16 protein-coding genes are annotated in these 22,626 nt (G+C 68.9%); 8 read left to right on the top strand and 8 right to left on the bottom strand.

Annotated elements, in window-relative coordinates; translation table 11 throughout:
- The first annotated feature begins 30 nt into the window (after positions 1-30).
- Entirely contained in the window at positions 31-879 is an 849-nt protein-coding gene (locus tag EV652_RS12375) for an NAD-dependent epimerase/dehydratase family protein (protein ID WP_132209240.1), read from the top strand.
- On the opposite strand, the gene EV652_RS12370 is transcribed toward EV652_RS12375, so the two are convergent.
- Positions 876-2,237, bottom strand: coding sequence for an FAD-binding oxidoreductase (locus EV652_RS12370; protein ID WP_132209239.1), 1,362 nt, complete (start codon positions 2,235-2,237; stop codon positions 876-878). The genes EV652_RS12375 and EV652_RS12370 overlap by 4 nt on opposite strands.
- A gap of 45 nt (positions 2,238-2,282) precedes the next feature.
- Positions 2,283-3,011, bottom strand: coding sequence for an alanyl-tRNA editing protein (locus EV652_RS12365; protein ID WP_199238150.1), 729 nt, complete (start codon positions 3,009-3,011; stop codon positions 2,283-2,285).
- An 82-nt stretch (positions 3,012-3,093) separates the two neighbouring features.
- Between EV652_RS12365 and EV652_RS12360 the strand changes: the two genes are divergently transcribed.
- The 6 genes from EV652_RS12360 to EV652_RS12335 all read left to right on the top strand — a co-directional run bounded on the left by EV652_RS12360 (position 3,094) and on the right by EV652_RS12335 (position 13,591).
- Positions 3,094-3,756 (top strand): hypothetical protein, encoded by a 663-nt coding sequence (locus EV652_RS12360; RefSeq protein ID WP_132209237.1) that lies wholly within the window; start codon positions 3,094-3,096, stop codon positions 3,754-3,756.
- 8 nt (positions 3,757-3,764) lie between these two features.
- Positions 3,765-4,316 (top strand): DUF6529 family protein, encoded by a 552-nt coding sequence (locus EV652_RS12355; protein WP_132209236.1) that lies wholly within the window; start codon positions 3,765-3,767, stop codon positions 4,314-4,316.
- Positions 4,317-4,327: 11 nt separating this feature from the next.
- Positions 4,328-4,732 carry a Rieske (2Fe-2S) protein gene (locus EV652_RS44580; protein ID WP_369410011.1) on the top strand — a complete coding sequence of 135 codons (405 nt, stop codon included), beginning with the start codon at positions 4,328-4,330 and terminating at the stop codon, positions 4,730-4,732.
- Between the two features lie 33 nt (positions 4,733-4,765).
- A complete protein-coding gene (locus tag EV652_RS12345) occupies positions 4,766-5,647 on the top strand; it encodes an LLM class flavin-dependent oxidoreductase (RefSeq protein ID WP_132209234.1) in 882 nt (293 codons plus the stop codon).
- Between the two features lie 147 nt (positions 5,648-5,794).
- Positions 5,795-11,296: an ATP-binding protein gene (locus EV652_RS12340; protein ID WP_132209233.1), complete on the top strand. Its 5,502-nt coding sequence runs from the start codon at positions 5,795-5,797 to the stop codon at positions 11,294-11,296.
- A gap of 21 nt (positions 11,297-11,317) precedes the next feature.
- On the top strand, positions 11,318-13,591 hold the full coding sequence (locus EV652_RS12335) for a penicillin-binding protein (RefSeq protein ID WP_132209232.1): 2,274 nt from the start codon (positions 11,318-11,320) through the stop codon (positions 13,589-13,591).
- A gap of 9 nt (positions 13,592-13,600) precedes the next feature.
- On the opposite strand, the gene EV652_RS12330 is transcribed toward EV652_RS12335, so the two are convergent.
- Positions 13,601-15,520 carry a primary-amine oxidase gene (locus EV652_RS12330; RefSeq protein ID WP_132209231.1) on the bottom strand — a complete coding sequence of 640 codons (1,920 nt, stop codon included), beginning with the start codon at positions 15,518-15,520 and terminating at the stop codon, positions 13,601-13,603.
- Between the two features lie 74 nt (positions 15,521-15,594).
- Between EV652_RS12330 and EV652_RS12325 the strand changes: the two genes are divergently transcribed.
- On the top strand, positions 15,595-17,040 hold the full coding sequence (locus EV652_RS12325; protein WP_132209230.1) for a gamma-aminobutyraldehyde dehydrogenase: 1,446 nt from the start codon (positions 15,595-15,597) through the stop codon (positions 17,038-17,040).
- Here EV652_RS12325 and lysA read toward each other — a convergent pair whose 3' ends face one another.
- The 5 genes from lysA to EV652_RS12300 all read right to left on the bottom strand — a co-directional run bounded on the left by lysA (position 17,041) and on the right by EV652_RS12300 (position 22,621).
- Entirely contained in the window at positions 17,041-18,300 is a 1,260-nt protein-coding gene (gene lysA / locus EV652_RS12320) for a diaminopimelate decarboxylase (RefSeq protein ID WP_132209229.1), read from the bottom strand. It abuts the gene before it with no gap.
- Positions 18,301-18,387: 87 nt separating this feature from the next.
- Positions 18,388-19,308, bottom strand: coding sequence for a universal stress protein (locus tag EV652_RS12315; protein WP_132209228.1), 921 nt, complete (start codon positions 19,306-19,308; stop codon positions 18,388-18,390).
- Positions 19,308-20,759 carry an amino acid permease gene (locus EV652_RS12310; protein WP_132209227.1) on the bottom strand — a complete coding sequence of 484 codons (1,452 nt, stop codon included), beginning with the start codon at positions 20,757-20,759 and terminating at the stop codon, positions 19,308-19,310. The genes EV652_RS12315 and EV652_RS12310 overlap by 1 nt, the downstream gene beginning before the upstream one ends.
- A 103-nt stretch (positions 20,760-20,862) precedes the next feature.
- Positions 20,863-21,900, bottom strand: a complete 1,038-nt coding sequence (speB, locus tag EV652_RS12305) for an agmatinase (protein WP_132209226.1) — start codon at positions 21,898-21,900, stop codon at positions 20,863-20,865.
- A 385-nt stretch (positions 21,901-22,285) separates the two neighbouring features.
- Positions 22,286-22,621 carry a hypothetical protein gene (locus EV652_RS12300; RefSeq protein ID WP_132209225.1) on the bottom strand — a complete coding sequence of 112 codons (336 nt, stop codon included), beginning with the start codon at positions 22,619-22,621 and terminating at the stop codon, positions 22,286-22,288.
- Positions 22,622-22,626: the final 5 nt, after the last annotated feature.

Raw genomic sequence — 22,626 nt, 5'->3', positions numbered from 1 at the left:
TCGGGAGCAACAGCTGGAAAGGGAGTACGGATGGCACGGGTTGCGGTCACCGGAAGCAGCGGCAAGCTCGGCCGGGCAGTCGTCGATCACCTGGTGGACAACGGCTGGGACGTGGTCGCCCTCGACCAGGCGCCACCGGCCCGGACCGGCGTGACGTCGTCACGGGTCGATCTGACCGATTTCGGCCAGACCTACGAGGCACTCGCGGGGATCGACGACCGGCACGACGGTGTCGACGCGGTCGTCCACCTGGCCGCGATCCCGGCGCCGGGGCTGCGGCCGAACGCGGCGACGTTCGAGAACAACATGGTCGCGACCTACAACGTGTTCTCGGCGGCGTTGCGGGCCGGCGTTCGCAACATCGTCTGGGCGTCGAGCGAGACCGTGCTGGGGCTGCCGTTCGACGACTTCCCACCGTACGTGCCGGTGGACGAGGAGTATCCGCCGCAGCCGAACAGCACGTACTCGCTGGTGAAGACGCTGGAGGAGGAGCTGGCCCGGCAGTTGGTCCGGTGGCATCCGGACCTCAAGCTGATCGGCCTGCGGTTCTCCAACGTGATGTACCCCGAGGACTACGTGAACTTCCCGTCGTTCGACGCGGACGCCCGGCTGCGCAAGTGGAACCTCTGGGGCTACATCGACGCGCGCGACGGTGCTCAGGCGGTCCGCAAGGCGCTCGAGTACGACGTCACCGGCACCGACGTGTTCATCATCGCGAACGCGGACACGGTGATGACCCGGCCGAACGAAGAACTGCTGGCCGAAGTCTTCCCCGGCGTACCGGTGAAACGGCCCTTCGGCCCGAACGAGACCCTGCTGTCGATCGACAAGGCCCGCAAGCTGCTCGGCTACGACCCGCAGTACTCCTGGCGCGACTAGCTGGCCGGCCCGTACGGGAACACCTGATCCGGGTCGTACGCCGCGCGCACCTCGGCCAGCCGGCTGAACGTGTCCGACGGCCAGGCTGCCTGGTACGAACCGGGGAATGAGAAGGCAGCGTCGAAGTTGATCGTGGTCTCGGCCGAGATCCAGTCGGTCAGCCCGGCCCTGACGCCGTCGACCACACCCGGCAGTACCGTCTCGAACAGGCTCGGATCGGGCACGCCGATCAGCACCAGGCTGTAGGCGCCGCCGCGCCCACCGACCGCACTGCCTTCCGGTACGTCGCGACTCGCTGCTCCGCCGAGATGCCGGATCTCGATGGCGACGAGGGGCAGTTGCCGCTCCGGACCGACCGCCTCGAGGAACGCCGAGACGAAGCCGGCGTCGATGTCGTTCAGCAGCTGACCGCGGTCGAACGCCGGCGTGGGGTCCTTCGGGTCGTTGTGAATGAGCGCGATGTCGGTGGCCGCCATCTCGCCGACGGTGTCGATGAGCGCCGTACCGGCGTCCCGGATCGGCTGGAACAGGCTCTTGCCCTCGGCCGGATCGCCGACGAAGGCGAACCGGACGCTGAGCACCGTCTTGCCCCGGAGCGGTTCGGGGATGAATTCCAGCGGGGGCAGGCGCAGGATCACGACCGAGGAGTTCGCGGTCTCGGGCAGCGTCTTCGTCCACTCGGTCCAGGTTCCGAACACGGTCGCGATGTCGTCGGCGTCGAAGAACACCGAGCCGCCGTACAGGGTGCTGAGCTCGACGAGTGCGAAGTCCATCGACATGACGAGGCCGAAACCGCCCTTGCCGCCGCGCAGGGCCCAGAACAGGTCGGCGTTCTCGTCAGCGTTGGCCGTGACGACCTCGCCGGAGCCCGTCACGACGCGGAAGCCGCGCGCCCAGTCGGACGAGAAGCCGTACGTCCGGGCGAGCGGTCCGAGACCACCGCCGAGCGTGTAACCGATGCAGCCGACGGCGTCGGACGCGCCGGTGACCGGCGCGAGCCCGTGCTCGCCCGCGGCCGCGATGACTTCGGCCCACCGGCAGCCTGCATCGATATGCGCGATCTTGGCGTCCACGTCGATGGTGACGTTCGCCAGTCGCGACGTGGTGACCAGGACACCGTCGGTGATCGGTACAGGTGATCCATGACCGGTCGCCAGTACGCGGACCGGCGTACCGCTCTCAGCTGCCGCGCGCACCACCGCGGCGGCATCCGCCTCCGACGTGATCCCGACGGCTACCTCGGGACTGTGCTGTGCGGCGAGGTTGAACCCCGCCACCTCCGCCGCGAAACCTTCGTCCTCGGGCCCGAAGACCGGCCCCTCCACCACACCCCGAAGCTGTTCTGCCAGCGCACCCATCGTGTGCCTCCCCTCTCCAGTTCCGCAGTCTGCCCCTCCCGAGGGTCAGGTGATGCGGACGCGGAGGCGGCGGAAGCCGCGGCCCTTGCTCTCCATCTTCACGACGTCCATCCGGCCGATCATCGCGGTGGAGGCGACGTGGGTGCCGCCGTCGGCCTGGGTGTCGAGGCCGGCGATGTCGACGATCCGGACGACCTCGATATCGGGTGGCAGCAGGTTGGTGGCGGTGCGGATGATGTCCGGGATCGCGAACGCTTCCTCGCGCGGCAGGTTGGCCACCGTGATCCGGCGGTCGGTGCTGATCTCCGCGTTGACCGCCTCGGCCACCCGGTCCTTGAAGTCCGGCGGGACCTCGGCCAGGTCGAAGTCCATCCGGGCCGTGAGCGGCTCCATGTTTCCGCCGGTAACGAGCGCGCCGAAGTCCCGGAAGACCACGCCGGTCAGGACGTGCAGACCGGAGTGCGTCCGCATCAGGTCCGTACGGCGCTGATCGTCGAGCGCACCTCGGACGGCCGTTCCCACCGGCGGCACCGGGTCGTCCTCGTGCGGCACCAGATAGAGGTCGTCGCCCTTGACCGTGCCCTGGATGCGGGTCCGGACGCCGCCCCAGAGCAGGACGCCCTGATCCGGCGGCTGGCCGCCTCCGCCGGGGTAGAACGCGGACCGGTCGAGCACGATGCCGCGTTCGGGATCGATGCCGACGACCACCGCGTCCCACTCCCGCAGCGTGGCGTCGTCGAGATCCAGTCGATGGGTGTGTCCGTGCTGACTCACCCTGCCGAATGTAGCAACGGGACGTGAGCCGTTGACCCGAGGCGTGGGTACGGCGATTCTCGACAGCGGGGGTGGGGGAGCCATGGGGCAACGCAGTCCGCTGGTGACGCTGGCGGCGACAGCCGTCGGTCTGGTGGCGCTGCTTGTCGTGAACAGCACCCAGACCGGCACCTCCAGCCCTGGCGCCGCCGCGCCCAGCGTGCCCGCCACAACCAGTCCACCGCCATCACCGGACCCGACTCCTACCGCTACTCCTCCTGCTGCTTCGAAGACGACCCCAGCACAGCAGATCGTCGCGGTCTACACAGGCCGTACGACGGGACGCGAGGCCACCCTCGCGATCGCGGTGAAGGGCGGCCGGGCCGCGGCGTACGTCTGCGACGGCCGCAGTGTCGAGGCCTGGCTGACCGGAACGCACACGGCCGGCCGGCTCGCGCTGCGCTCCAAGGCCGGTGACCAGTTGGTCGGGACCGTGGCCGCAGAGGCCGTCACCGGCACAGTCACCGTGCGCGGTCGACAGTGGTCCTTCACGATCGACAAGGCAGACCCACCGGCGGGCTTGTACCGCGCAAAGACCTCGAGCAACACCATCGGCTGGATCATCCTCCCCGACGGCAGTCAGGTCGGCATCGACAACGACGGCACCCCGGCGCCCGCGCCTCCGCTCGATCCGGCCAGCGGTGCGGCGACCGTCGGCGGTGCCGAGGTCACGGCCGCGTCGATCACCGGCGACGAGACGTTCTGAGGAGTGCGATGACGACGACTGTGCCGGTCCGGGCCGCGAGCAGGGTCGTGATCCCGTTGTCCGTCGGTGCCGCGGTCGCCGTCGTCCTCGGGGTCTACGGCCGGCTGCACGATCCGACCGGCGTCGCGGTGAACGTGGCCGGCTTCTCCAGTCCGCAGTCGGTGAAGGCCTGGCTGGCAACGGTCGCTGTGGTGCTGGCCGTCGTACAACTGATCTCGGCCCTGGCTCTGTTCGGGCACCTGAAAGCGTTGGCTGGGTCGCGCTGGGTCGGGCCGTTGCACCGGTGGTCGGGACGAGCCGCTGTCGCGGTCACGCTTCCGGTGGTCGCGCATTGCCTTTATGCGTTGGGATTCCAGTACGACGAGCCACGCGTACTCGTGCACTCCCTGCTCGGCTGCTTCTTCTACGGCGCGTTCACGGCCAAGATGCTGACGCTGAGCCGGAACGACCTGCCGCGTTGGCTGTTGCCAGCGGTAGGTGGGGCAGTCTTCACCGGTCTGGTCGGGCTGTGGCTGACCTCGTCGCTGTGGTTCTTCACCACCTTCGGCATCATTCGTTGAGAGGACCCACTGTGGACGAACCGAGTCGCCGTACTGTCCTCGCCGCGAGCGCGGCCGCCGTCGCCGCGGTCGCCGGCTGCAGCACGTACGGCGAACCCAAGAACGCGCCACCTCCGTCGGCTCCGGCCGACGCGGTGCTCGCGAAGACCGCGGACGTCCCGGTCGGCGGCGGCGTGATCATCGGCGACAGCCAGGTCGTCATCACCCAGCCCACGGCGGGCACGTTCAAGGCCTTCACCTCGGTCTGCACCCACGAGCAGTGCCAGGTCGCCAACGTCGAGGGCGGCACGATCAACTGCACCTGCCACGGGAGCAAGTTCGACATCAACGACGGTTCGGTGGTCAGCGACCCGGCGCCGCAGCCGCTGGCGGCCAAGCAGATCACCGTCACCGGGGATTCCATCCAGCTCGCTTGAGTTCAAGTGCCCTGCAACTGTCATCCTGTCGGCATGGTCGAATTCGGAGTGCAGGTGACGCCGACCGCAGCGGTGGGTCTGCATCGGGAACTGGTCGCGGCGGCCGAGGAGGGCGGGCTCGACCTGGTCGCGGTGCAGGACCATCCGTACGCGCCCAGCCAGATCGACGCGCTGACGTTGATCGGGGATCTGCTGGCCAGGACCGAGCGGCTGCGGTTCTTCCCGGACGTGTCCCCGCTGCCGCTGCGGCCGCCGGGTCTGCTGGCCCAGTCGGCCGCTGCGCTCGACGTACTGTCAGGCGGGCGGTTCGAGCTCGGACTGGGTGCGGGCGGGTTCCAGCGCGGTATCACCGGCATCGGCGGCCCGGACCGTACGCCGGCCGAGGCCCTCGAGGCACTCGCGGAGGGAATCGGCCTGCTCCGGCGGCTGTGGACGGAGCCCGACCGAGTGGTTGCTGACGGCAAGTACTACCCGCTCAACGTCCGCACCGGGCCGCTGCCGCTGCACGACATCGCCATCTGGGTCGGCTCGGTCGGACCGCGGTCGATGCAACTCACCGGCCGGCTGGCCGACGGCTGGGCCGCGCCGATCCCGCGCTACCTCCCGTACGACGGATGGGCCGGTGCGAACGCGATCATCGACGAGGCGGCCAAGGCGGCCGGCCGGGATCCGGCGGAGGTGGTCCGGATCGCACAGATCGTTGGGACCATCACCGACGGACCCGGCGACACCGACACCACTCAGGGCGACGCTCCGTTGCGGGGTACTCCGGACCAGTGGGCCGCGTTCTTCGCCCGGCTGGCGACCGAGCAGCCGTTCCGGACGTTCATCTTCTGGCCGGAGCAGCACGATCTGACCCAGATCACCCGGTTCGCGGCGGACGTCGTACCGGCGACGAAGGCGCTCTTGACCTGATGACGGGGTGACTACCAGGCGTGACGACGCTCCCGAACAGGGGGCCGACTCGACGGTAGGGCTTCGGGGCTGAAAACCTGTGCCAGCGGACGGCCGAAGACCACATGGCCCGGACGCGACATGCAGGGTGAGACACGGAGGCGGTCGATGTTCAAGCGTATCGCAGTGGTGAACCGGGGCGAGGCCGCGATGCGGCTGATCAACGCGGTTCGGGAGCTCAACGCCGAGGGCGGTGAGCCGATCGAGACGATCGCTCTGTACACGGAGGGTGAGCGGACCGCTACGTTCGTCCGCGAGGCCGATATCGCCTATCCGCTCGGCCCGGCGTCGGCGCGGCCGTACCTCGATCTCGAGGTGCTGGAGCGCGCCCTGCGTGAGACCGAGGCCGATGCCGCTTGGGTCGGCTGGGGCTTCGTCGCCGAGGACCCCGCCTTCGCGGAGCTTTGCGAGCGGCTCGGTGTGACGTTCATCGGCCCGCCGCCGGAGGCGATGCGCAAGCTGGGCGACAAGATCGGGTCCAAGCTGATCGCCGAGGAGGTCGGCGTACCGGTCGCGCCGTGGAGCCGTGGCGCAGTCGAAACGCTGGATGCCGCGCTGGAGGCGGCCGCGTCGATCGGCTATCCGCTGATGCTGAAGGCCACCGCGGGCGGTGGCGGCCGGGGGATCCGCGTGGTCCGGTCGGCGGAGGAGCTCGAGGACGCGTACGCGCGGACCAGCGACGAGGCCGCCCGGGCATTCGGCAGTGGCGTGGTGTTCCTGGAGCGTCTGGTCACCGGCGCCCGGCACGTCGAGGTGCAGGTCATCGCCGACGGTCAGGGCACCGCGTGGGCGCTCGGCGTCCGCGACTGCTCGGTGCAGCGCCGCAACCAGAAGGTGATCGAGGAGTCTGCCTCCCCGCTGCTTTCCGCGGCGCAGGTCGAGGACCTGAAGGCGTCGGCCGAGCGGCTGGCGCTCGCGGTCGGCTACCGCGGTGCCGCGACGGTCGAGTTCCTGTACCACCCGGGTGACAAGACCTTCGCGTTCCTCGAGGTGAACACCCGGCTGCAGGTTGAGCACCCGATCACCGAGCTGACCACCGACTTCGACCTGGTGAAGGCCCAGCTGCACGTCGCCGCCGGCGGTCGGCTGGAAGGCAGCAAGCCGGCCGAGACCGGGCACGCCGTCGAGGCGCGGCTGAACGCCGAGGACCCGGATCGCGACTTCGCACCGTCGCCGGGGCGGATCGCCGTACTCGATCTGCCGGCCGGACCTGGGGTCCGAGTGGACACCGGGGTCAGCGCGGGGGACAGCATCCCGGCCGACTTCGACTCGATGATCGCGAAGATCATCGCCTACGGCCGGACCCGCGACGAGGCGCTCGCACGACTGCGCCGGGCTGTGGGCGCGACCACCGTGCTGATCGACGGCGGTACGACGAATAAGAGCTTCATCCTCGAGTTGCTGGATCAGCCTGAGGTGATCGACGGAACTGCCGACACCGGCTGGATCGACCGGGTTCGCGGCGAGGGACGGCTGGTTTCGCACCGGCACTCCGGCGTCGCGCTGGTCGCGGCGGCAATCGAGGGATACGAGGAGGCCGAGCAGGTCGAGCGAGCGCGGTTGCTGGAGACTGCGCACGGCGGCCGCCCGCAGGTGCAGCACGAGGTGGGCCGGGCGATCGACCTGAAGCTCCGCGGGGTCGTGTACCGGGTGACCGTCGCGCGGATCGGGCCGGACCGGTTCCGGGTCGGTGTCGGCAGCGGCACCGAGTTCAAGGTGGTCGACGCCGAGCTGGAGCGACTGGACTCCTACAGCAGCCGGCTCGTCGTCGGCGGGCAGCGGTTCCGGCTGGTCACCGCCACGCACGGCCCCGTGCACCTGGTCGAGGTGGACGGCGTCACGCACCGGGTCAGCCGGGACGAAGGCGGCGTACTGCGTTCTCCTGCTCCGGCACTCGTGGTCGCGACGCCGGTCCAGAGCGGCAGCGTGGTCGAGGCCGGTGCTCCGGTGCTGGTGCTCGAGAGCATGAAGATGGAGACGGTGCTGAACGCGCCGTTCAAGGCCACCGTGAAGGAGTTGCTGGTCTCCACCGGTAGCCAGGTGGAGACCGGTGCACCGCTGCTCCGGCTGGAGCCGGTCGACGACGAGGCCGGGGCGGAGGAGGCTGCGCCGGTGGAGAACGGCGTACAGCTGGATCTGCCGAACGGGTCGGGGGAGAAGTCCGCGGCCGAGCGGGCCGAGCGAGGTCTGGACGATCTGCGCAGCATGCTGCTCGGGTTCGACATCGACCCGCGGGACGAGGGCGGCATGCTGGCCGACTACCTCGCCGCGCGCTCGGAGTTGCCGGAGCCGCCGGTGCATGCCGAGATCGCCCTGTTGCAGGTGTTCGCGGACTTCGCCGAGCTGAGCCGCAACCGGCCGGCCGGTGAGGAGATCAGCACCGAGAACCGGGTGCACAGCCCGCGGGAGCACTTCCACACCTACCTGCAGAGCCTTGACCCCGAGCGTGGCGGTCTGCCGGCCGAGTTCGAGGCTCGGCTCGGTCGGGTGCTCGGGCACTACGGTGTGGCCGACTTCGAGCGCAGTACCGAGCTGGAGGAAGCCGTCTTCCGGATCTTCCTCGCCCAGCAGCGGTCCACCCCGGATGTGGTGCTGGTGACGTCGGTGCTGCAGCGCTGGATCGCTGAACCGCGGCCTGCCGCCACGCTGGACGAGGGTGCGCACGAGTTGCTGGATCGGCTCGTGCTGGCCACCCAGCTGCGCTTCCCGGTGATCGGCGACCTGGCCCGGAGTGTCCGGTTCCGCTGGTACGACCAGCCGCTGGTGGACGCGGAACGAGCCTCGGTGCTGGCAGGCGTCAGCGACGAGGTCGCGTCGCTCGCCGCAGACCCGGCCGCGCCGAACCGCAATGAGCGGATCGACGCGCTGGCCAGTATCCCGGAGCCGATCGTCCGCTTCCTGGCCCAGCGAGTCGAGCGGGGCTGGGGTGAGCGGGAGCCGATGCTCGAGGTGCTCATCCGCCGGCACTACCGCGAGTACGAGCTGCACGACCTGCAGGAATTCGCCGTCGGTGGACGGCCGTTTGCGACCGCCGACTACTCGATCGACGACCGGCTGAGCCACCTGGTCACCACGGTCGGTACGGTGGCCGAGCTGGCCGACCCGGAAAGCGCGCTGGTCCAGGCGCTGACCGCGCAGGTGGAGACCCGTCCAGCCGGACATGAGGCCGTCGCGGAGCTCTACCTGCATGGCCCAGATGTGCCGGAGGCGCAGCAGGAGGCGTCGGATCTCCTCAGCGACCTGATAGCCGCTCTTCCGGTCTCCCAGCAGGTACGGCGGTTCTCCGTCGCGATCGCACCGGGTCAGGACCGGCCGGTCTGGTACTTCACCTACCGCCCGGCCGGCGGTTCGGTGATCGAGGACGACAACGTCCGTGGTGTGCACCCGATGGTCGGCCGGCGACTGACGCTGTGGCGGCTGCACGACTTCCGGATCACCCGGTTGGACGCGCCCGAGGACGTACTGCTCTACCACTGTGTGGCTCGTGACAACGAGGCCGACCAGCGGCTCGTCGCGCTGGCCCAGGTCCGCCAGTTCGCGGTGGTCCGGGACGAGGACGGTCAGGTGACCTCGCTGCCGCACGCGGAGCGGGCGATCGCGAACTGCCTGGAGGCGATCCGCCGGGCCCGGACCGAGCGCGGCGCAGCCGGGGCCAAGCTCGACATGAACCACGTCTGGGTGCACATCTGGCCACAGGTCGACGCCCAGGTCGACGAGCTCACTGCTCTGCGGCGCAATATCGCGCCGATGACCGCGGGCGCCGGGATCGAGGAGGTCCTCGTGCAGGGCCGGGTGGCGACGCCGGACGGCTCGGTCAACCTGCTGGCCGCGCGGTTCTACTACCAGCACGGCGCGAGTGTCGTCACGTCCGTGGAGCAGCCGCCGACCGAGCGGCTCAAGCCGCTCGACGACTACGCGCAGAAGGTCCAGCGCTCCCGCCGCCGCAACACCGTCTACCCCTACGAGGTCGCCGGCATGGTGGCCGGGCCGGGTGGCACCTGGACGGAGTACGACCTGGATGACGCTGGTGCGCTGGCGCCGGCGGCGCGGCCGCGCGGACTGAACAAGGCCGGGCTGATCGCCGGTGTGGTCACCACCCCGACCTCCCGGCATCCGGAGGGCGTCACACGTGTCGTGCTCAGCGGCGACCCGACCAAGGCGCTCGGCGCGGTGGCGGAAGCGGAATGCTCGCGGATCATCGCGGCGCTCGACCTGGCCGAGCGGATGCGGGTGCCGGTGGAGTGGTACTCGCTGTCCGCCGGTGCCCGGATCTCGATGGACTCCGGCACCGAGAACATGGACTGGGTGGCGAAGGCGCTGAAGCGGATCGTCGAGTTCACCCAGGACGGCGGCGAGATCAACATCGTTGTCGCCGGCATCAACGTCGGCGCGCAGCCGTACTGGAACGCCGAGGCGACGATGCTGATGCACACCAAGGGCATCCTGGTGATGACGCCGGACAGCGCGATGGTGCTGACCGGCAAACAGTCGCTGGACTTCTCCGGTGGTGTCTCCGCGGAGGACAACTTCGGCATCGGCGGCTACGACCGGGTGATGGGCCCGAACGGCCAGGCGCAGTACTGGGCGCCCGACCTCAAGGGTGCCCGGGACGTGCTGATGTCGCATTACGACCACACGTACGTCGTACCGGGGGAGACGGGTCCACGTCGGGCCGAGACGTCCGACCCGGTCGACCGCGACGTGACGACGTACCCGCACAACGTCGCGGGTAGCGACTTCCGCACGGTCGGCGAGATCTTCTCGTCGGCGACGAACCCGGAACGCAAGAAGGCGTTCGACATCCGCACGCTGATGCGGTCCGTCACCGACCAGGACCACCCGGTGCTGGAGCGCTGGGCCGGGATGGCCGACGCGGACACCGCGGTGGTGCAGGACGCGCGGCTCGGCGGGTACCCGGTCTGTCTGCTCGGGATCGAGTCCAGGTCGGTACCGCGCCGGGGCTTCCCGCCCACCGACGGTCCGGACACCTACACCGCGGGCACGCTGTTCCCGCGCTCGTCGAAGAAGGCGGCCCGGGCGATCAACGCGGCCAGCGGGAACCGGCCGCTGGTCGTGCTGGCCAACCTGTCCGGTTTCGACGGCTCACCGGACTCGATGCGGAACCTGCAGCTCGAGTACGGCGCCGAGATCGGCCGCGCGATCGTGAACTTCGACGGCCCGATCGTGTTCTGCGTGGTGTCGCGCTACCACGGCGGCGCGTTCGTGGTGTTCTCCAAGGCGCTGAACCCGTCGATGACGGTGCTCGCGGTGGAGGGCTCGTTCGCCTCGGTGATCGGCGGTGCGCCGGCGGCGGCGGTTGTTTTCGCCGGCGAGGTCGACGCCCGGACCGCGTCCGATCCGCGGGTGGCGACGCTGGCCGAGCGGGTGCGCGAGGCCACCGGAGCCGAGCGGGCCGCCTTGGCGACCGAGCTGGCCGAGGTGCGGACCGCCGTACGGGCCGAGAAGCTGGGGGAGGTCGCGACCGGGTTCGATCGGGTGCACAGTATCCAGCGAGCGGTCGAGGTCGGCTCGGTCGATGCGGTGATCAGCGCCAACGAGTTGCGTCCACAGTTGATCGAGGCAATCGCCGGTGGCCTGGCCGGTAGTTAACTGCTGGCTTAACCTGGGGTAATGCGCACCGACAGGGGCGGCGGTGGCAACAAGGCTCGCGCACTGGTGACATTCCTCACCGTGAGCGTGCTGTCGGGCGCACTGGCGGCGGGGCTGGTGATCCCGTTCGCCGGCCTGGCCGGGGTCGGCAGCGAGAAGGTCGTCGAGACGGTCCAGACGCTGCCGCGTGAGCTGGAGATCGATCCGGTCGCTGTCCGGAGCAGGATCCTCGCCGCGGACGGCACCCTGATCGCCACGCTGTACGAGCAGAACCGTGTCCCGGTGTCGCTGAGCTACATCAACCCGATCATGCGCAAGGCGATCGTCGCGATCGAGGACTCGCGCTTCTACGAGCACGGCGCCCTCGACCTCAAGGGCACGCTGCGCGCGATGCTGCGCAACCAGTCCGAGGGCGAGGTTCAGCAAGGTGGGTCGAGCATCACCCAGCAGTACGTGAAGCTCAGCCTGGTCGAGAAGGCGAAGACCGCCGAGGAGCGGCGCCGAGCCACCGCGGTGACCTACGAGCGCAAGCTGACCGAGCTGCGGTACGCGATCGCGGTCGAGAGTCAGTACTCCAAGGACCAGATCCTGGAGCGGTATCTGAACGTGGTGAACTTCGGCGACGGCACGTACGGCGTCCAGGCCGCCGCGCAGCACTACTTCAGGACCTCGGCCAAGAACCTCACCCTCCCGCAAGCCGCCCTGCTGGCCGGCCTGGTCAAGAACCCGACCGGTTACGACCCGACCAACAACATGGCCCGGGCCAAGGCTCGCCGCGACGTGGTGCTCCGGCGGATGCTCGAGTTGCGCGTCATCTCGCTGCACCAGGCGAACACAGCGCTCAAAGCACCGGTGATCGACCCCGCGAGGGTCCTGAAGGTCCCGAACGGCTGCGCCAGCTCCCGCTACCCCTTCTACTGCGAGTACGTCGTCTCGAAGCTGCTGCAGAACCCGGCACTCGGCCCGACCGTCAAGGACCGCGACCACTACCTCAAGACCGGCGGCCTGACCGTGACGACCTCGCTCGACCGGCGGATGCAGAAGGCCGCGCAGGCCTCGATCAACGAGCACACCAAGCGGAAGGACAGTGCCATTGCGGCGATCACGATCGTCCAACCCGGGACCGGCCTGGTGAAGGCGATGGTGCAGAGCAAGCAATACGGCAAGGGTGCCTACCAGACCGCCTACAACTACAACGTGGAGAAGTCCTATCCCGGCGGGTTCGGCGGGTTCCAGAACGGCTCGACGATGAAGGCGTTCACCATCGCGGCCGCGATCTCGAAGGGCATCCCGCTGGACTACCGGATCAACTCGCCACAGCAGATCAATCTCAGCGGGAAGAGGTTCCGGACCTGCACGGGCTGGACCAGGGACCCGGACTACACGCCGCAGAACTCGACCAGGGGCGGCAACATCACGCTGGTCGAGGCGGCCCGGTACTCGACGAACACGTACTTCCTGCAACTGTCGCAGCGCGTCGGCCTGTGCCCGATCGCCAAGACCGCCCAGGCATTGGGGATGTACAACGGGCAGACCCTGGAGCCGCTCGACCAGGTGATCTCCATGACGCTCGGCGTCGGCTACGTGACGCCGCTGATGCTCTCCAACGCGTACGCGACCTTCGCGGCCCGCGGCAAGTACTGCAAGCCGCTGCTCGTTGCGTCCGTCGAGGACAAGTCCCGCCGGCCGATCGACACCCCGGGCATCGAGTGCAAGCAGGTGCTCAGGCCGGAGGTGGCCGATGGCGTGAACCGGGTGCTCAGCGCCGTGATGGAGCCCGGCGGCACCGGCGGCCGGCTGAACTTCGGCAACTGGGACCTGGCCGGCAAGACCGGAACGATCCAGGAGAACAAGGCGGTCTGGTACGCCGGGTACGCGCCGAACCTGGCCGGGGCCGCAGTGGTGGCCGACGCGAACCTGCCGTACACGAACCTGATGTACCGCCACACCCTGGACGGCCGCGACATCTCCGACCCGACCGGTTCCGGCACCGCCGGTCCGCTCTGGCAGACCGCGATGCAGGGCGCGCTGGAGGGTATGCCGCTGCGCCGTTTCGTCGCGCCGACCGCCACCGTGTCCAGCGGCGACCGGACGAACCTGCCGCCGGTCAACGGCATGAACCCGGACGAGGCCGAGGATGCCCTCCGCCAGGCCGGCTACGACGTCGTCATCTCCGACGACCGGGTCGACTCGCCGGAGAACGAGGGCACGGTCGCCTACACCGATCCCCGAAGTCACGAGGGGGCCCCGGAGGGCTCCCTGGTCACGATCTATCTCTCCAACGGCCAGAACTGACCGCGGTGCTCAGCCGGGGCCGGTGTGGCAGTGCTCGCCGTCCGCCTTGGCCGTGGGCGCCACATCGATCGACGGGTTCTGGTCGAAGAAGCCGAACGGCTTGAGCCAGAAGGCGATCGTGTCGGCCGGCATCACCGGCCAGTCCTCGACCCGGGTGACATGGTGGATGCCGAACACGTACCAGAGCACGACATCGGTGTTCTCGAGCGGCTCGTCGTCGGCGATCCAGCGGGTCATCCCGTCGTCGACCGTCGACTGGGTCGGGTACGCGCCGCACGGCCAGCGTTCGTCCTCGTGCTGCCGGGTCACCCAGACGGTGTGCCCGATGACGGGTGCGCGCAGGTATTGCGGCGTACCTGGGTCCATCAGGGGCGGGATCGATGCGCTCGGGACCAGCTTGTACGCCGGGTTGGTGCCGTGGGCGTTCGTGCGGTTCGGGTTGACCACCTTCCATGATCGTTGGGTCGCCCAATTGAAGTCGCGGGCAGACTCGGACTCGGAGCGCACCGGGGTTGCCTCGGTGACCACCGCCAGGCCGTACGGGTTGTCGGCCGAGACCGGTAGTGGTCGGGAGTCGACCTCTTGCACGGTGTTCCCGACGCCGTCCACGTCGAGGTCGAGCCGGGCGACGAGGAAATGCTGGTGGAAGGGCGCGTACGTCTGATTGTCGACAACGGTGCCGGTCGGTGGTGGAGCGCCGTCGGCCGCGAACGGCGTGGTCACCATCAGCCCGGTCGCGCGCACCTCGCACTCGATGTTGCCGTCCTGGTAGAAGCGCCAGTAGACCAGGTACTCGTAGTTCGCCACCGTCGCATGGCAGGACACGACCATCCGGCGCATCCGCCGGACCTCGGCGCCGGTGGTGGCGTCGACGTGCTTCCAGAGAACCGCGTTGTCCTCCTCGTGCAGGCAGATCGCGTTCTTGATCGGGTACGGCTCCCCGTGCGAATCGTGCAGTACGGCGTCCAGGTACACGATCTCGCCGAGACAGTCGCAGCCCAGCTCGAGTGACGTGGTCATGAACCCGAGACCCCACTCGCCGATGTCGAACGCCGTCCGCCGGTAGTGGTCGAACGACGCATCGCGATAGGGCACCACCATCTCCGCGAACGACATCCGGTAGGCGATGTCCCGGTTCGTGCCGTGGTCGTCGTACCTGACCTGGTAGATGACCGGGCCCTCGCGGTAGTTGAAGCCGAGCCGCATGGTCCAGTTCTGCCACTTCAGCTCGGTGCCGTCGACGACGAAGGACGGGCCTTCGGGCTGGGTGATGTGCAGGGGCTTGAGATCGGTGCGTTGCGCGCCGGTCCAGGGACCGGGCACGTACTCGCCGTTGACGTCCGGCTGGCCGTGGTTGTGGTCGTTCTCGAGCTCGAGGAGCTCCAGCGTGTTCATGTCCACGACCACCTTGAGCCCCGAGACCGGGTGGGCGTACGGGTTGCCGTCGGGGGTCTCGCGGTACCAGATGTCGCACCAGCCGAGCCGGCGATCGCGGTACTTGTCCGGCATCAGCGCCTTGCCGTACGTCCACACCTCGATCAGCACCAGCGACAGGTCCGTGATGCCGCGATCGGCCAACGCGGCGATCACCTCGGGATGGGCACGCATCGCCTCGTCGACCTCGTGGTACTCGTCGACGGTGAAGTTGGGCGTGACATCGGGGACATGCGTCCAGGACACGACCCGGTCACCGGTCAGGTCGACGACGCCCTCCCAGGTCTGGTTGTCGGCCCGGTTCCACAGTACGGCGTGCGACGTCCGCGGAACCGCGTCACCGGGACGCCACGCGACGACGTCCGCCTTCGCCGGTTCGCGCAACTCGATCGCCGCGAACCGCCAGGAGCCGCCCAGCTGCTTGTCCCGGCGCAGGATCGCCGTAGTCTGCCGGATCTCGTCGGCGTCGAGGGGTTCGAGCGGATGCGTCGCCATGGCTTCTCCTGGGTCAGTGGGTAGGCCTAGATTGAAGAAGCGGGGGACGGATCGTCTGCCGTGGAGGGGGCACCATGCCGGAGAAGAAAGTCTTCCACAACGTCATCGACGGCACGGTCCAGGCGGCCGCGTCCGGGGCGATGATGGACATCGTCAACCCGTCCACCGGCGAGGTGTACGCCTCCGCGCCGAACTCCGACGAGCACGATGTCGACCTGGCCTTCCGGGCCGCCGCGACCGCGTTCGAGAAGTGGCGCTGGTCGACGCCGTCCGAGCGGCAGCGGGCCCTGCTCAAGCTGGCCGACGTGATCGAGGACGGCGCCGAGGAACTGATCGCGATCGAGAGCGAGAACACCGGGAAACCGATCGCCCTGACCAGGTCGGAGGAGATCCCGCCGATGGTCGACCAGATCCGCTTCTTCGCCGGCGCCGCGCGGGTGCTGGAGGGGAAGTCGTCCGGCGAGTACATGCGCGGGTTCACCTCGTCGACCCGGCGCGAGCCGATCGGTCCGGTCGCGCAGGTGGCGCCCTGGAACTACCCGATGATGATGTCGGTCTGGAAGTTCGCGCCGGCTCTGGCCGCCGGGAACACCGTGGTGCTGAAGCCGTCCGACACGACGCCTGCTTCGTCGTACTGGATGGTCGAGAAGATGCAGGAGATCTTCCCGCCCGGTGTGTGCAACCTGGTCTGTGGCGACCGGGACACCGGTACCGCGCTGACCAGGCACAAGGTGCCGCAGCTGGTCTCGATCACCGGATCCACCCGGGCCGGGATCGCCGTCGCGACGGCCGCAGCGGCTGACGTCAAACGAGCCCATCTCGAGCTGGGCGGCAAGGCGCCGGTCGTGGTGTTCGACGACGCCGACATCCCAGCGGCGATCGAGGGCATCTCGGTGGCCGGTCTCTTCAACGGCGGCCAGGACTGTACGGCGGCCACGCGGGTGATCGTGCAACAGGGCATCTACGACGAGTTCGTGGCCGCGCTCACCGAAGCGGCCCAGCAGGCCCGGACCGGCTACGACCCGGCCGACGAGGACATCCTCTACGGGCCGATCAACAACGCCCATCAGCTCGGTCACGTCGCCGGTCTGGTCGAACGTGCTCCGGAGCACGCCCGGGTGACGACCGGTGGGAACCGGATCGGCGATCGCGGGTACTTCTACGAGGCGACGATCGTGGCCGACCTGCGCCAGGACGACGAGCTGATCCGGACGGAGATCTTCGGTCCGGTGCTGACCGTGCAGAAGTTCGCGGACGAGGACGAGGCACTGCGGCTGGCGAACGACACCGAGTACGGCCTGGCGTCCTCGGTATGGACCACGAACATCAACACCGCGGCCAGGATGTCCGCCCGGCTCGACTTCGGCTGTGTCTGGGTGAACACCCACATCCCGTTGATCGCGGAGATGCCGCACGGCGGGTTCAAGCACTCCGGCTACGGCAAGGACCTGTCGATGTACGGACTCGAGGACTACACGCGGATCAAGCATGTGATGCTCCATCACGGCTTCGAAGGCTGATCAGTCCACGTCCCGCGCGATCAGGTCGTTCCAGGTCTCCCGGCGGACGACGAAACGCGCCCGGCCGTCCTTGGCGAAGGCGACCGGGATCCGCCGGTTGCCGTTGTAGTTGTTCGCCATCGTGTAGCAGTAGGCACCCGTGGCCGGTACGGCGAGCAGATCACCGACGTGCGGATCAGCCAACGGCACACCGTCAACCAGTACGTCGCCACTCTCGCAGTGCCGGCCGACCACGGTGACGTTCTCCAGCCCAGGGCCGTCGAACCGGCCGATGATGCCGGCCTCGAACCGCTGCTGGAACAACGCGACCTCCAGGTTGTCGCCCATCCCGCCGTCCACCGCGACGAAGATGATCCTCCCGCGCTTGACCGTCGTGACCCGGTAGATCGTCGTCGCCGCCGTCGCGACCATGCTTCTGCCCGGCTCGATGATGAGCTGTGCCTGCGCGGGAAGATGCTGGTGCGCCGCGCCGATCAGGGCGTCGAGATAGGCGGCCACCGTCGGCGGTTCGTCGGCCCAGGTGTAGCGGGCGCCGAGGCCGCCGCCCAGGTCGTACACCTCGAACTCACCGAGCCGGGCGACCGGTGCGACCGACTCGGCGAACGGCTCGACGTCGAGGATCTGCGAGCCGATATGGACATGCAGGCCACGCATCCGCAGCCGCGGACTGTGCTCGATGCGCTGGATCAACCGGGCCGCATCGGGTGGCGCGAGGCCGAACTTCGATCCCTCGTGACCCGTCAGCACATGGCTGTGCGTGTCCGCGGTGACGCCGGGGATGATCCGCACCAGCACGTCCTGGGCCTGGCCTGCGGGTACGGTCGCCTCCAACCGGTCCACGTCGTCGGAGTTGTCCACGGCAACTATTCCGACACCGTGCTCGACCGCCAGCGCGATCTCCTCGTCGGTCTTCGCGTTGCCGTGCAGGACGATCAGGGCCGGATCGATTCCGGCCTTGACCGCGGTCAGGATCTCGCCACCGCCGGCGACATCCAGGCCGAGTCCTTCCTCGACCATCACCCGCTGGACCGCCGTACAGGGGAAGGCTTTGGAGGCGAAGACAACGCGGGAGTTCGGCCAGCGGGCGGTGAGTTCGTCGCGGTACTCGCGGGCGCGGGACCGGAGTGCGGCCTCGGCGACGACCAGGACCGGCGTACCGAAGTCGGCTGCGAGGGCGTCGGCGCGGCAGCCGCCGACGACCAGCATGCCGTCGTCGTCGAGGCTGCTGCCGGCCGGGAAGAGGGAGAGCAGGTCGCTCATGGTTCGGTCCTGGCCAGCACCTCGCGGACCAGGTCAAGACTGGTGCCGGGATCGACCTCGTACATGGGAACCTCGGCTCTGTCGGTGTCAGTTCTCGGTCGCGCGTTCGGCCAGTTCCTCGGCCCGGCTCCGCGGTACGACCACGACCGGGACGGGGGAGTGCCGCAGGATCTTCGTCGCCCGGGAGCCGAGGAACACCCGCGCGACCGGCCCGAGCTCGCTCGACCCGACCACCAGGACGTCGCCGGTCTCCCAGCCGACATCGTCGATCGCCTCGTCCCAGCTCACGCCGGAGCCGATCACCGTCTCGACGCTCCGCGGCCCCTCGGGAAGTTCCTTCACCTGTGCCAGCGTGGCGTTGACGGCCTTCTCCAGCTCGACTCGCCACTCCTGCATCACCAGGTCCTCGGAATCCGTGCCCAGCCTGGTGGTGAACGCCGGCCGGGACCACACCGCGAAGGTGGCGATGCGCAGTGTGGCGCCGACGTCGGCGCTCACCGCGGCCGCGGCCAGGACCAGGTCCTCCGCGCTCTCGCTCCCGCCGAAGGCCGCCGTCACCCGCTTCACCCTGGTATCCGGCGGGCACCGGAATCCCCGGGTAGCAAGGGCGATCGAGACCGGCGAGCTGTGCAGCAGTCGGTCCGTCACGCTGCCGAGCGCGATATGGCCGAATACCCCGGCCGACGACGACCCGAGCACGATCAGCCTGGCGTCGTGCTGCTCGGCCACTTCGAGTAGACCGGCGGGGGCCGAGCGGGCGCTGTACCTGATGTATGTCGCTGGAACGTCGGTCGGCAGGAAGGACCGGGCCCGCTCGAGCGCCTGATCGGCTCCCTGGTTGAGGTACTCGCGGTACTCGGCGTCCACCCGGGCCATGCCGGGCATCCACGGCGCCGGTACGACGGTGCAGACGATCAGGTCGTCGTGTGCAGACCGGGTGAGCATCGCCGCGAGGTGGAGCGCAGCCTTCCCGCGCTCGTCCGGGGCGTAGCCGACGACCATGGTCATCAGTGCGGCCCGCCCTCGTCGTCGATCAGCCCGACGTGTTCGTGCCGGCCCAGGTGCGAGTGCCGGAAGCTGTACGCGAAGTACCAGATCAGCGCCACCGCGACCCAGATCAGGAACACCCAGATCGTCACCGCGCGCAGGTCCTGGATGATCCACAGACAACCGGCGATCGACAGGATCGGCGTCAGCGGGAACAGCGGCACCCTGAAGCCCCGCGGCAGTTCCGGATGGGTACGGCGCAGCACGATCACGCCGATCGACACGACCAGGAACGCGACCAGCGTGCCGATACTGGTCATCTCGGCCAGGAAGTTGATCGGGATCAGCCCGGCCAGCAGACTGATGACGACCGCGACGATGATGGTGTTCTGCACCGGGGTGTGCGTGCGCGGGTTCACCTTGTGGAACAGCTCCGGGATCATCCCGTCGCGAGCCATCGCGAACAGGATCCGGGTCTGGCCGTAGATCACGATCAGCGTGACGCTGAAGATCGAGACGACCGCACCGGCGGCGAGGACCGTGGCCGGCCACGTCTGCCCGGTCACGTTCTCCAGGATGGCCGACAGTCCGGCCTCCTGGTCCTCGAACTCCGCGGCCGGCTGGGCCGCCACCGCGACCACACTGACCAGGATGTAGAGCACGGTGACGGTGACAAGCGCGATCAGGATGGCCATCGGCAGCGTCCGCCGCGGGTTCTTCACTTCCTCACCCGCGGTCGAGACGGCATCCAGACCGATGTAGGAGAAGAAGATGATGCCGGCCGCCGAGGTGATCCCGCTGATCCCGAACGGGGTGAAGTCGGACAGGTTGTCGGAGTTCCACCCTTGCAGCCCGAGCACGATGAACAGCACCAGGACGCCGATCTTGATCAGCACCATCACCGCGTTGGTCTTGGCCGACTCGCTCGCACCGCGGATCAGCAGCAGGGTGCAGAGCAGGACCAGGATCATTGCGGGCAGGTTGAACAGCCCACCCTGTTCCGGCGCCTGCGACAAGCTGTCAGGGATGGTGAAACCGAAGAGGTTGTCGAACAGCTCGTTCAGGTACTGCGACCAGCCGACAGCGACCGCGGCAGCCGACACGCCGTACTCCAGCAGCAGGCACGCGGCGACGCCGATGGCCGGCAGTTCGCCGAGGGTCGCATAGGCATAGGAGTACGACGATCCCGAGACCGGGACCGCACTGGCCAGCTCCGCGTAACAGATCGCGGTCAGCCCGGCGACCACGCCGGCGATGACGAATGACCAGATCACCGCGGGCCCGGCGACCGGCACCGCCTGCGCCAGCACGAAGAAGATCCCGGTGCCGATGGTGGCGCCGATCCCGAACATCGAGAGCTGGAACAGACCGATCGAGCGGACCAGCTCACTCTTGCCGGTGTCGGTGCCGGTCTCCAGCGACATCTCCGGGACAGGCTTGCGGCGGAACAACTGCTGCGCGGTGGGCGCCATGGGTTCCCCTCCCGGCGCCGGTCCTCCACCCAGCCCCCGCTCCCGCCGCCGTCTTCTTCGGAGTCTGGCACTCGCGAGGAGTGCTGGGAACACGTCAGGCCGGCTAGGGCAGGTCGCCGCCAGTCAGCGGACGATCGCTCAGCAGGGGACGGGCCGGATCCCACCGAGTGCCGTCGCGTTCGTCGCGACGCTTGCGTGCGATGGCCGACAACGCCTCCAGCACAACGCGGTTCGCCAGCGCGGCGGTGATGTCGGAGTGATCGTACGGCGGGCTCACCTCGACCACGTCCATCCCGACCACCGGCAGCTCGAGGCTGATCCGCCGGACCGCGTCCAGCAACTGACGCGCGGTCAGGCCGCCCGGCTCGGGTGTCCCGGTGCCGGGTGCATGACCGGGGTCGCACACGTCGATGTCGACGGACAGGAAGACGCCGTCGCAGTCATCCGTGGCGATCGCGAACGCGTCGGTGAGGCACTCGTCCAGTCCGCGGTGAACGATCTCGGTCATCTCGAACGAGCGCATCCGCTGCTCGGCCATCCAGTCCAGCGTGTCCGGCGGCGGCCAGTACCCGCGCAGACCGATCTGCAGGAAGCGATCGCCGCGCAGCGCCCCGGACTCGATCAGCCGGCGCATCGGCTGACCGTGGCCCCACAGCGAACCGAACTCGATGTCACCGGTGTCGGCGTGAGCATCGAAATGCAGCATCGACACCCGGCCGTGGCCGAGCACGTTCGCGACACCCTTCGCGTCCGGGAAGGCGATCGAGTGATCGCCGCCGAGCACGACCGGGATGGCTCCGGACCGGGTCACCTTCTCGACCGCGGCCTCGAGCGTGGGCAGGGCGGTCTCGATGTCGCCGGAGTACATCTCGACGTCACCCGCGTCGACGACGTGCAGATCGACCAGCCCGTCGGTCCGCAGCGCCAGGCTCGGCCGGGATCCGTCATGCCCGAGGTAGTCGCGCATCCGGATCGCCATCGGGCCGAACCGGGCTCCCGGGCGATGCGACGTACCTCCGTCGAACGGCGCTCCCAGGATGACCACCTGCGCGTCGGCGTACGACGCCGGATCGTCCAGGTCGCAGGCCGGGACTCCGAGGAAGGTGAAGTCCGGGCCGAACTGCTGGCCGTACCGGGTCATTCTCGGAGTCTGGCAGGCCGGTAACGCATGTCAAGCATCCCGCGAGCTGAGCTGGGCGCCGATCGCGGCGAACGCCCGCAAGGTATCAACCAGGTACGACGTGTTCTGCGGGTCCGGCCGATCGCCTACGTGAAGTAGCTGTAGCTGCTGACCTTGGTGTGCGCGGCTCGCGCTTTGCGCGGTTTCCCGGTCTGTGACGGATGCGGTCCGGATCCCGAGCAACTCGTGGGGACCTGAGACAGGGAACGGTGGGTAGAGACCTGCTATTTCATGTCTCGGCCCACCGGAGGGGGTCTCAGCCCCGGCCTGGCCGAGCGGCTGGTCGTCTGCATCGACGGCCGCCCAGCTCGGCCCCGGAGTACTCCGGGCTCCGGCGTACGTCGGATTACAGCGGGCGGAGGTCGGTGCCGGGGATCCAGGTGACGCGGCCGTCCTTGTCGCGGACGCGGCCGAGCCATTCGCCGTTGTCGCGGATCCAGACGTCGAGTTCGCCGTTCTGCCACTGGGCGCGCTGGACCGGCTGGGCCGGGTCCACTTTGCGGATGGCGTCGGCCGGTCGCGGGCCGTGCGCGTCGTACTGGACGTCGAGATCGCTGGCTATCCGGTGGGCCTCCGTCTCGTCGTCGATGTCTGTTGCCCGCCACCCGTTGACCGCGCCGTCCCAGACGCCGAATCTGTTCGATCCGTCGTCGGCAGGTCGCACCGTGAACCGCCCAAGCATGTTTT

Source organism: Kribbella steppae (genome assembly GCF_004342025.1).
Taxonomy (GTDB): Bacteria; Actinomycetota; Actinomycetes; order Propionibacteriales; family Kribbellaceae; genus Kribbella; species Kribbella steppae.
The sequence above is the reverse complement of the archived record's forward strand: the minus strand, read 5'-3'. Positions and strand labels throughout refer to the sequence as shown.

Excerpts from the sequence above, each read along its gene's own strand:
- EV652_RS12375 (WP_132209240.1), top strand. The coding sequence starts at position 31 with ATGGCACGGGTTGCGGTCACCGGAAGCAGCGGCAAGCTCGGCCGGGCA.
- EV652_RS12370 (WP_132209239.1), bottom strand. The coding sequence starts at position 2,237 with ATGGGTGCGCTGGCAGAACAGCTTCGGGGTGTGGTGGAGGGGCCGGTC.
- EV652_RS12360 (WP_132209237.1), top strand. The coding sequence starts at position 3,094 with ATGGGGCAACGCAGTCCGCTGGTGACGCTGGCGGCGACAGCCGTCGGT.
- EV652_RS12355 (WP_132209236.1), top strand. The coding sequence starts at position 3,765 with ATGACGACGACTGTGCCGGTCCGGGCCGCGAGCAGGGTCGTGATCCCG.
- EV652_RS12345 (WP_132209234.1), top strand. The coding sequence starts at position 4,766 with ATGGTCGAATTCGGAGTGCAGGTGACGCCGACCGCAGCGGTGGGTCTG.
- EV652_RS12340 (WP_132209233.1), top strand. The coding sequence starts at position 5,795 with ATGTTCAAGCGTATCGCAGTGGTGAACCGGGGCGAGGCCGCGATGCGG.
- EV652_RS12335 (WP_132209232.1), top strand. The coding sequence starts at position 11,318 with ATGCGCACCGACAGGGGCGGCGGTGGCAACAAGGCTCGCGCACTGGTG.
- EV652_RS12330 (WP_132209231.1), bottom strand. The coding sequence starts at position 15,520 with ATGGCGACGCATCCGCTCGAACCCCTCGACGCCGACGAGATCCGGCAG.
- EV652_RS12325 (WP_132209230.1), top strand. The coding sequence starts at position 15,595 with ATGCCGGAGAAGAAAGTCTTCCACAACGTCATCGACGGCACGGTCCAG.
- lysA (WP_132209229.1), bottom strand. The coding sequence starts at position 18,300 with ATGAGCGACCTGCTCTCCCTCTTCCCGGCCGGCAGCAGCCTCGACGAC.
- EV652_RS12315 (WP_132209228.1), bottom strand. The coding sequence starts at position 19,308 with ATGACCATGGTCGTCGGCTACGCCCCGGACGAGCGCGGGAAGGCTGCG.
- EV652_RS12310 (WP_132209227.1), bottom strand. The coding sequence starts at position 20,759 with ATGGCGCCCACCGCGCAGCAGTTGTTCCGCCGCAAGCCTGTCCCGGAG.
- speB (WP_132209226.1), bottom strand. The coding sequence starts at position 21,900 with ATGACCCGGTACGGCCAGCAGTTCGGCCCGGACTTCACCTTCCTCGGA.
- EV652_RS12300 (WP_132209225.1), bottom strand. The coding sequence starts at position 22,621 with ATGCTTGGGCGGTTCACGGTGCGACCTGCCGACGACGGATCGAACAGA.